The following is a 7,092-nucleotide window of genomic DNA, read 5'->3' as shown; positions in this document are numbered from 1 at the left end:
AAGCCAGCGGCGAAAGCTCGGGTGGTCCATGGCGGCAAAACTCCAACGTTTCCGCCATTCTATCATAAATCAATGCGACTTACGAATAGAGCCTTACATTTCATCTCAAAAACTCGACACCCGCCTCTTCGCTCATGCCGTCCGAGCCCACTGGCATATCGAAAACCGCCTCCATTGGGTGCTCGATGTCGTCTTCCATGAAGACTTGAGCCGTCTGAGATCCGGCAACGGCCCCCAGAACATGGCAACCATCCGACACATGGCCTTGAACCTCCTGCGCGGCGCAAAGGACAAGCACAGCCTCAAAGTCCGCAGAAAATCCGCCGCATGGGATCCGCCGATGAACCGAGGCCGGATGGCCGACATAGCAAAGAAAACGAAGCGCTATCCGACGGACCTGACCGACGAGGAATGGTTGTTGATGGAGCCGCTGATGCCTGGATATGCCGGCACCGGGCGGCGGCGCACGGTTGACTTCCGAGAGATACTGAACGCTCTGCGTTATTTGGTGCGTTCAGGCTGCGGCTGGCGTCTTCTGCCGTCGAGCTTTCCGCCTTGGCAGACCGTTTATTGGTGGTTCCGTCAGTTCGTGCGACGGTTGTTGTTTCAGACGATCCACGATATCGCGGTGATGTTGGACTGGGAGCGCGTTGGCCGGGAAGCCAGCCCGAGCGGCGGGGTTGTCGACAGTCAGACGGTCAAGGCGCCGGTGGCAACCGAGCAAGGGTATGACGCCGGTAAGAAGACCAAGGGCCGTAAGCGCCACATCACGGTGGACACCGATGGCCGCTTGCTGGCGATCAATCTGACGCCCGCCGATCTTTCGGATTCAGTTGGCGCGCAACTGATCCTCGACGGCATCAGAAAGCGTTGGCCTTGGATGAAGCATCTGTTTGCCGATGGCGCCTATGACCGGACCCAGTTGATGGACAAGGCCGCCTGGCTAGACTTCACAGTGGAAATCGTTCGTCGCATCGATAAAGAGCCGGGCTTCAAGGTTCTCCCCCGCCGATGGGTTGTCGAGCGAACCTTCGGGTGGATGACCAGATGGCACCGCCTCGTTCGCGACTGCGAACGCCGCATCGATGTGTCCAAGGGCGTGATCCTGATTGCAATGTCCAGCCTCATCTTCAGACGCCTTGCACACCCTTAGAGTTGTCAAACAGGCTCTCAGCACATCAGCATCGGCGCCCTTTTCCGGCATGGAGCGTAGTGCCATCATCTCGTCGGTCATCGTGGTCACCCTCGGTCGAGGTTTTGTTGTGGTGACCAGACTTTACCGAAGCCCCCACGATGACCGCCCGCTCCTACACCACTCGGCGGGACGTGACCCTGCCACGCCTGGAACAAACTCGTCGAACAGCCTTACCGCATCATGTCCATTGGACTTCGACTGTGGGCCAATGGGTCGTAATTAACGCTCGTTGGTATAAGGAGGGTTTCAAAAACTGACTCTTGCAACGTTGCACGGCGTCTTGAGGCGCTTCGGGGCTAATATCCTGGGATTTATCTACAAATTATGGGCAGCGGAACCCTAGCGGTTCAGGTTAAACTCGCACCATCGGTCCCCAGAACCGAACACATACGTTCACCTCATCGCCGCTGTGAAGCATTTGGAGCGTTTAGATGGAACTAACCCAATGATAGATGCCCCCACCATGAAGATCTCAAAGACGCGCATCATCTTCGCGGCGCCTGCTCTACTGGGTGCTCTGTCGTGTGCGCTGACAACGGAGGCGCAGAGCCTCGGAACACCAATATTCGACAGCGTGACGATACCGGGTTCTCTGACGGTCAATTCAGTAGGCGCCGTCCTCGGGAACCACTCTACCCTGGTCGATGTCCGGTCGGTGGATTCCCAGTGCGGCAACGGCACCGCTCACAGCTGCACGTCGGCCATACAGATGATTTGCAACCAGGGCCGCGTAGCCTGGTTGCCCGCCTCGGCAGGGCCATACCACATCAATCCAACTGTGGTGTGCACCGCTAGTCACGGGGGTATTTCGTCGGATGGGTTGGCTCAGATTGTAGATGATAACCCCGATCCAGCCGCCGACACGGTGCTGTTTGATGGCTCTCGAGTCAACGGTGGGTTGATCTATGATACCATGGTTGAAGGCATCCGTTTCACTAACGCAAGAACTAGAAATAAAACTGCTTATTCTGTGCATCTACATGGGGTAGCAAATAGCACATTATCGCGCCTCTATATTGGACAAACCAACTTCAACAACGACAATATCGGTGGTGGACTCTGGCTTGATCATGGTGGTGGCGTCTCGCTAACCAATTTTTACATCAACGCATATGGGGATGCCATTACAGTCAACGGCGGGTCATCTGGTGGAGATGCGGATCTATTTTTAACCCAAGGGTTTGTTCGTGGTGGTGTCGGCATTCACATGGCCGGCGGCTTCGGCGGGCTCACCACGTCTAACCTGGACGTTTTCAACGGCAGCCCCAACCTGCTGATTGATAACGCCAAATCGTTGGCCATGAACCGCGACGCTATCTTGGGCTCTGGCACCGCCTTTGATACAGCTACGGGCGACAATATCCGGATCAACAGCCACATGGCAGAAATTGAGTTCACCGGCACATCAATAAAAACTAGCCGTAATGGGCATGGAATCAACGTTGTCGATTGCGGATGCCAATTTCTTATAAATGGAAGTGCTATCGGTATTGCCGGTGGTGACGGTATTCATCTTTTTGATAAAAATACTCAGCTTTTAATATCTGGGTCACAGATTTCAGGTAACGCCGGATACGGGATTAACTTCGTATCTGGTAATGCATACACGGGCGGCCAAAGCATTTCGGCAGACACTATGATTTTTGATAATGCGTTAGGAAACGTAAACCATATAGATATCCTAACCTCGTCATCAGGCACCAATGGCAAATCCCCATTACTGAAAAGCACGTCTGGTCTGGCCGTGATCGCAGGCACGAACACGGACGCCATCACTTTTCAAAACCCCCATGGAATTCAGGCCGCCATCTTGGACGGCGGCGGCGGCGCAAACCGAGCTGTTCTGAAAGGGGCGATTGCTGGCGGCTCGCCGGTTTTTGGGACGGACGGCAGCGACGCTTCGGTGAATGGTTTCTTTAGTGCGAAAGGAATAGCTTTTTGGGCTTTTGGCAATTCTACGCACGGGGTCAGCGCATATATTGATGACTGCGGGGGGATCTGCGCTAACCAAGTGACGATGAAAGGTTCAGCGGCTTCCGGTAGCCCCCAGGTCAGCGTACGAGGATCGGATCCTGACATCAACTTGATCCTGTCTGCGAAGGGTAATGGTCGTGTCATTTCACTTGCCCCAATGGCGGGCAACGGTGCCACTCCCGTGGCTTTTCCCTTCAACATTGCCCTGACCACCAGTACCACTCCCCCGTCGTCAAGTGCACCCTGTACCACTGGAACGTTGGCTGCCGATTCGAGCTACATTTATTACTGCGTCGCCAGCAATACATGGAAGCGCGCGGCCTTGTCTTCATGGTAATTGCCACCCCTCCGCCGAGGGCCGCCTTCCATTGGTGATGTTGTTCGCTGATGATGGAAGGAGGTGTGACCTGTGAGGGTGGAAAGTGTCCGCGAATGGGATAATGGACATGATAGGTATCAAGCGCCGCCGTCGGACGTGGAGTGAGCGCTGAAGTGGGAGATCGTGGCGGCGGCGTTCGAGCCTGGCGTGTCGGCTTCGGCGGCCGCGCGGCGTTACGACGTGAACACCAACCGGCTGTTCATCTGGCGGCGGCAGTATGGTGTCAGTGGCGGGTGAATACTCCCCAGAAGTTGGAGTGCGCCCCTTGAGGTAGTTGCGTCCCATACGGTGTTCGGCCTTGAGGTGGCCGATGATGGGCTCGATGGCGGCCCTGCGCTTCATCTCCCGTTTGATGGCGGCGGTGGTTCTGCGGACCTGGCCTGTGATCCAGACCTTGAACTTGTTGGGATGGTCATGGCCGCGATAGCCCCTATCGATGTGGACGCCGTCCGGCTCGCGTCCGGTGTTGGCTTTGATGTCGGCGACGGCCTTGGCCAAGGTGTGCCCGTCGAAGGGGTTGGTGTGCAGGGCCTGGGCGTGGAGGACGAAGAGGCCGCCCTTGGGCTTGGTGATGGGGACGGCGACGCTGACCTTGCAGCCGAACTCGTAGGGCGCGCGGGCTTTGCCCTTGCCGATGCACTCGACCTCGGGGGCGTGGAAGGAATAGACCTTCTGCCCGCGTTGGCGCTGGGTCTGCATGCTGACCTTGATGGCCAAGTCGCGTAAGGGGCGTAATTGCTCAGGGGGTTGGCAAAAGGGGTTGCGGGACGGCTGGGAATATGAGTCAACGTGTGGATGGAAAAGCCCACCGCGTACCGTCTGAGCGGTGCTGAGAAGGACGCCCTGATCCGCGACCAGATGGCGCTGATCGAGCGGTTGGCGGCGCGTGTGGCGGAATTGGAAGCGCTGGTCGGCAAGGCGAAGAAGACGTCGTCGAATTCGCATCTGCCCCCCTCGTCGGATGGTCCTGGCGGCAAGAAGCGGGAGCGGTCGGCGGCGCGGCGGCGCAAGGTGCGTTCGTCGCGGCCGGGAACGTCGCGGCCCTTGGCGGCCGCCCCGGATCGGACTGAACGGCAGATGGCCGAGGCCTGCGGCCACTGCGGCGCGGCGGTTGGGGAGACGGGGCAGCGGCGGCGTCACCGCTATGACCATATCGACCTTCCGGTGATCCGTCCTGTGGTGACGCGGGTGGAGTTGTTCGGCGGGCGTTGCCGGTGCTGCGGGAAGCGGTATCGGGCGGCGCCTCCGGCTGGTATGGCGCCGGGGACGCCGTTCGGGCCCGGCGTGCGGTCGCTGCTGGCCTACCTGCACCACACCACCATGTCGGCTTTGAGCGCCTGTCGCGCCTGCTGGCGGGCCTGTTCGGGCTCAAGATGTCCGAGGGTGCCATCGCCAACAGCCTGCGCCGGATGGGCACCGCCCTGGACCTGGCGTGCGCCGCCATCAAGGCCAAGCTGGTGACCGCCCCGGTCATCGCCTCGGACGAAACGACCACCCGGGTGAACGGGGTCACCCATTGGCAGTGGGTGTTCCATTCCGACCAAGCGGTGCTGCACACCATCGCCCCCAGCCGGGCCCGGGCCATGGCGGAACAGGTGCTGGGCGGTGTCCGGCCCGAGGTCTGGGTCTCCGACCGCTATGCCGGGAAACAGGACCTGGGCCAAGTTCATCAGGTCTGCCTCGCCCATGTACTGCGCGACGTCCAATACGCCATCGACTGCGGCGACACCGTCGTCGCTCCCAGGGTCCGCGACCACTTGCGCTGGGCCATCCGCGTTAGCAAACGGCGTCCCAGCTTGAAAGACGCGACCCTCTAGGCCTACGCCGCCAAGGCCGAGCGCGGCCTCGACGCCCTCCTCGGCCTGCCCGCCGCCCATCCCGCCGGGCGAGCCCTACAACGCCAGATCAAGGCTTGGCGGGCCAAGTTCTTCATCTTCCTCTCCGACCGGCGCGTCCCGCCCATCAATAACCGGTCCGAACAGGAAATCCGCCCCTCCGTCGTCTTCCGCAAGGTCACAAACGGCTTCCGATCCCAATGGGGGCCGAATACGCCCCCGCCTGGAGCACCCGGGCGGGGCCGTCGCCGTTTTTGCGGTCGCAGCAAAAAGACGCTGCGGTGCGGGCAATAAAAAAGGTCCATCGCGGATTAGCGGGTAGAGGCGGACAACGGCGCGCTCTGACAGACTGGTAGTCGCCAAACATCACAAACTGCCAGGGGGGCGCCGCTGCCCGATGGAGAAGCTACGTCATGTCTCGTTGGGTGGGAAGGCTACCGGGTTGAGACAGTGGAGCGCCGGGCGGGTGAGCACCCGGCGGTATGGATATATCTTGGGCGTCCGTCTTGTTCGCCGATGATCTGCGATGGTTGCGGCCAGACGAGTGAGCGTGTTCACGATATTGAGACGCGAGTTGTGCGGGACCTTCCGATCTTGGATGCGGCGACGTGGATATCGGTGCCGCGTCGGCGTGTTCTGTGCGGGCAGTGCGGCCCTCGGTTGGAACGGCTGGATTGGCTGGAGCGCCATGCGCGGGTAACACGGCGTCTGGCGGAGAGCGTGGTCCGCCTTTGCCGTGCGCTGCCGGTGAAGCAGGTGGCCGCGTTCTTCGGGCTGGACTGGCATACGGTCAAGGAGATCGACAAACGCGCGTTGCAACGCTCCCTCGATCCAGTAGACCTCAGCGGGATCAGCCTGTTGGCGATGGATGAGTTCGCCATCCAGCGCGGCCACCGCTATGCCACGGTGGTGATCGAGCCCCACACCCGGCGGGTGTTGTGGGTTGGCCGTGACCGCTCGCGCGAAGGTGTCCGGCCTTTCTTCGACCTCCTGGGGGCGGATGGCTGCCGCCGCATCAAGGCCGTGGCCATGGACATGAACGCTGCCTATGCCAACGAGGTGCGCGCCCGCTGCCCACAGGCCGAAATCGTCTACGACCTCTTCCATGTCGTCGCCAAATACGGCCATGACGTCATTAACCGCGTGCGTGTCGATGAAGCCAACCGGCTGCGTGATGACAAGAAGGCCCGCAAGGTGATCAAGACGGCGCGCTGGCTATTGTTGCGCAATCGGGAAAACCTGAAGCGCCCCGAGGATGGGGTGCGTCTGGATGAACTGCTGGCCGCCAACCAGGCGCTTATGACCGTCTACGTCCTGAAAGAAGAACTCAAGCAACTCTGGCGCCAGCCCTCCATCCAAGCGGCACAGGCCGCTTGGCAAGCCTGGGCCAACAAAGCCGACGGCAGTGGCATCGAACCCCTGGTCCGCTTCGCCAAAAAGCTGGCCGCCTACCTCCACGGCATCGTCGCAAGCGCCGCATGGCCACTCAACACCAGCGTCCTCGAAGGCATCAACAACCGCATCAAAGTCATCAAACGCATGGCCTATGGATATCGCGACGATGCCTACTTCTTCCTCAAAATCAGAAACGCATTCCCCGGTATTCCGCGATGAAATCGGGTAGGGGGAAGGTTCACACCTCCCCCCTCCCACACCACCGTACGTACGGTTCCGTATACGGCGGTTCATGAAGCGTGGTTTAGGCGTTG

At 59.9% G+C, this 7,092-nt stretch carries 3 protein-coding genes and 3 pseudogenes; 5 read left to right on the top strand and 1 reads right to left on the bottom strand.

Annotated features, from left to right (window positions below; all coding sequences use genetic code 11):
- Window positions 1-94: 94 nt before the first annotated feature.
- The 3 genes and pseudogenes from FBZ89_RS31310 to FBZ89_RS30365 all read left to right on the top strand — a co-directional run.
- Window positions 95-334, top strand: a pseudogene (locus tag FBZ89_RS31310) (ISAs1 family transposase); the annotation flags it as partial.
- Between the two features lie 6 nt (window positions 335-340).
- Window positions 341-1,153 carry an IS5 family transposase gene (locus tag FBZ89_RS30370; protein ID WP_211115430.1) on the top strand — a complete coding sequence of 271 codons (813 nt, stop codon included), beginning with the start codon at window positions 341-343 and terminating at the stop codon, window positions 1,151-1,153.
- 505 nt (window positions 1,154-1,658) lie between these two features.
- The gene (locus FBZ89_RS30365) at window positions 1,659-3,506 is read left to right on the top strand and encodes a hypothetical protein (protein ID WP_145754820.1); all 1,848 of its coding nucleotides are present in this window, start codon (window positions 1,659-1,661) and stop codon (window positions 3,504-3,506) included.
- A 300-nt stretch (window positions 3,507-3,806) separates the two neighbouring features.
- On the opposite strand, the pseudogene FBZ89_RS30355 reads toward FBZ89_RS30365, so the two are convergent.
- A pseudogene (locus tag FBZ89_RS30355) lies at window positions 3,807-4,277 on the bottom strand (IS5/IS1182 family transposase); the annotation flags it as partial.
- Window positions 4,278-4,343: 66 nt separating this feature from the next.
- On the opposite strand from FBZ89_RS30355, the pseudogene tnpC reads away from it, so the two are divergent.
- Together tnpC and FBZ89_RS30345 are read left to right on the top strand one after the other, a co-directional pair.
- Window positions 4,344-5,659 (top strand): annotated as a pseudogene (gene tnpC / locus FBZ89_RS30350) (IS66 family transposase); the annotation flags it as partial.
- Between the two features lie 114 nt (window positions 5,660-5,773).
- Window positions 5,774-6,997: an ISL3 family transposase gene (locus tag FBZ89_RS30345; protein ID WP_211115429.1), complete on the top strand. Its 1,224-nt coding sequence runs from the start codon at window positions 5,774-5,776 to the stop codon at window positions 6,995-6,997.
- The last annotated feature ends 95 nt before the right edge of the window (window positions 6,998-7,092 follow it).

The organism is Nitrospirillum amazonense (assembly GCF_007828045.1).
GTDB classification, from domain to species: domain Bacteria; phylum Pseudomonadota; class Alphaproteobacteria; order Azospirillales; family Azospirillaceae; genus Nitrospirillum; species Nitrospirillum amazonense_C.
This window is presented reverse-complemented; position numbering and strand designations above follow the sequence as displayed.

Coding starts and splice junctions, on each gene's coding strand:
- FBZ89_RS30365 (WP_145754820.1), top strand. CDS start 1,659: ATGAAGATCTCAAAGACGCGCATCATCTTCGCGGCGCCTGCTCTACTG.
- FBZ89_RS30370 (WP_211115430.1), top strand. CDS start 341: ATGAACCGAGGCCGGATGGCCGACATAGCAAAGAAAACGAAGCGCTAT.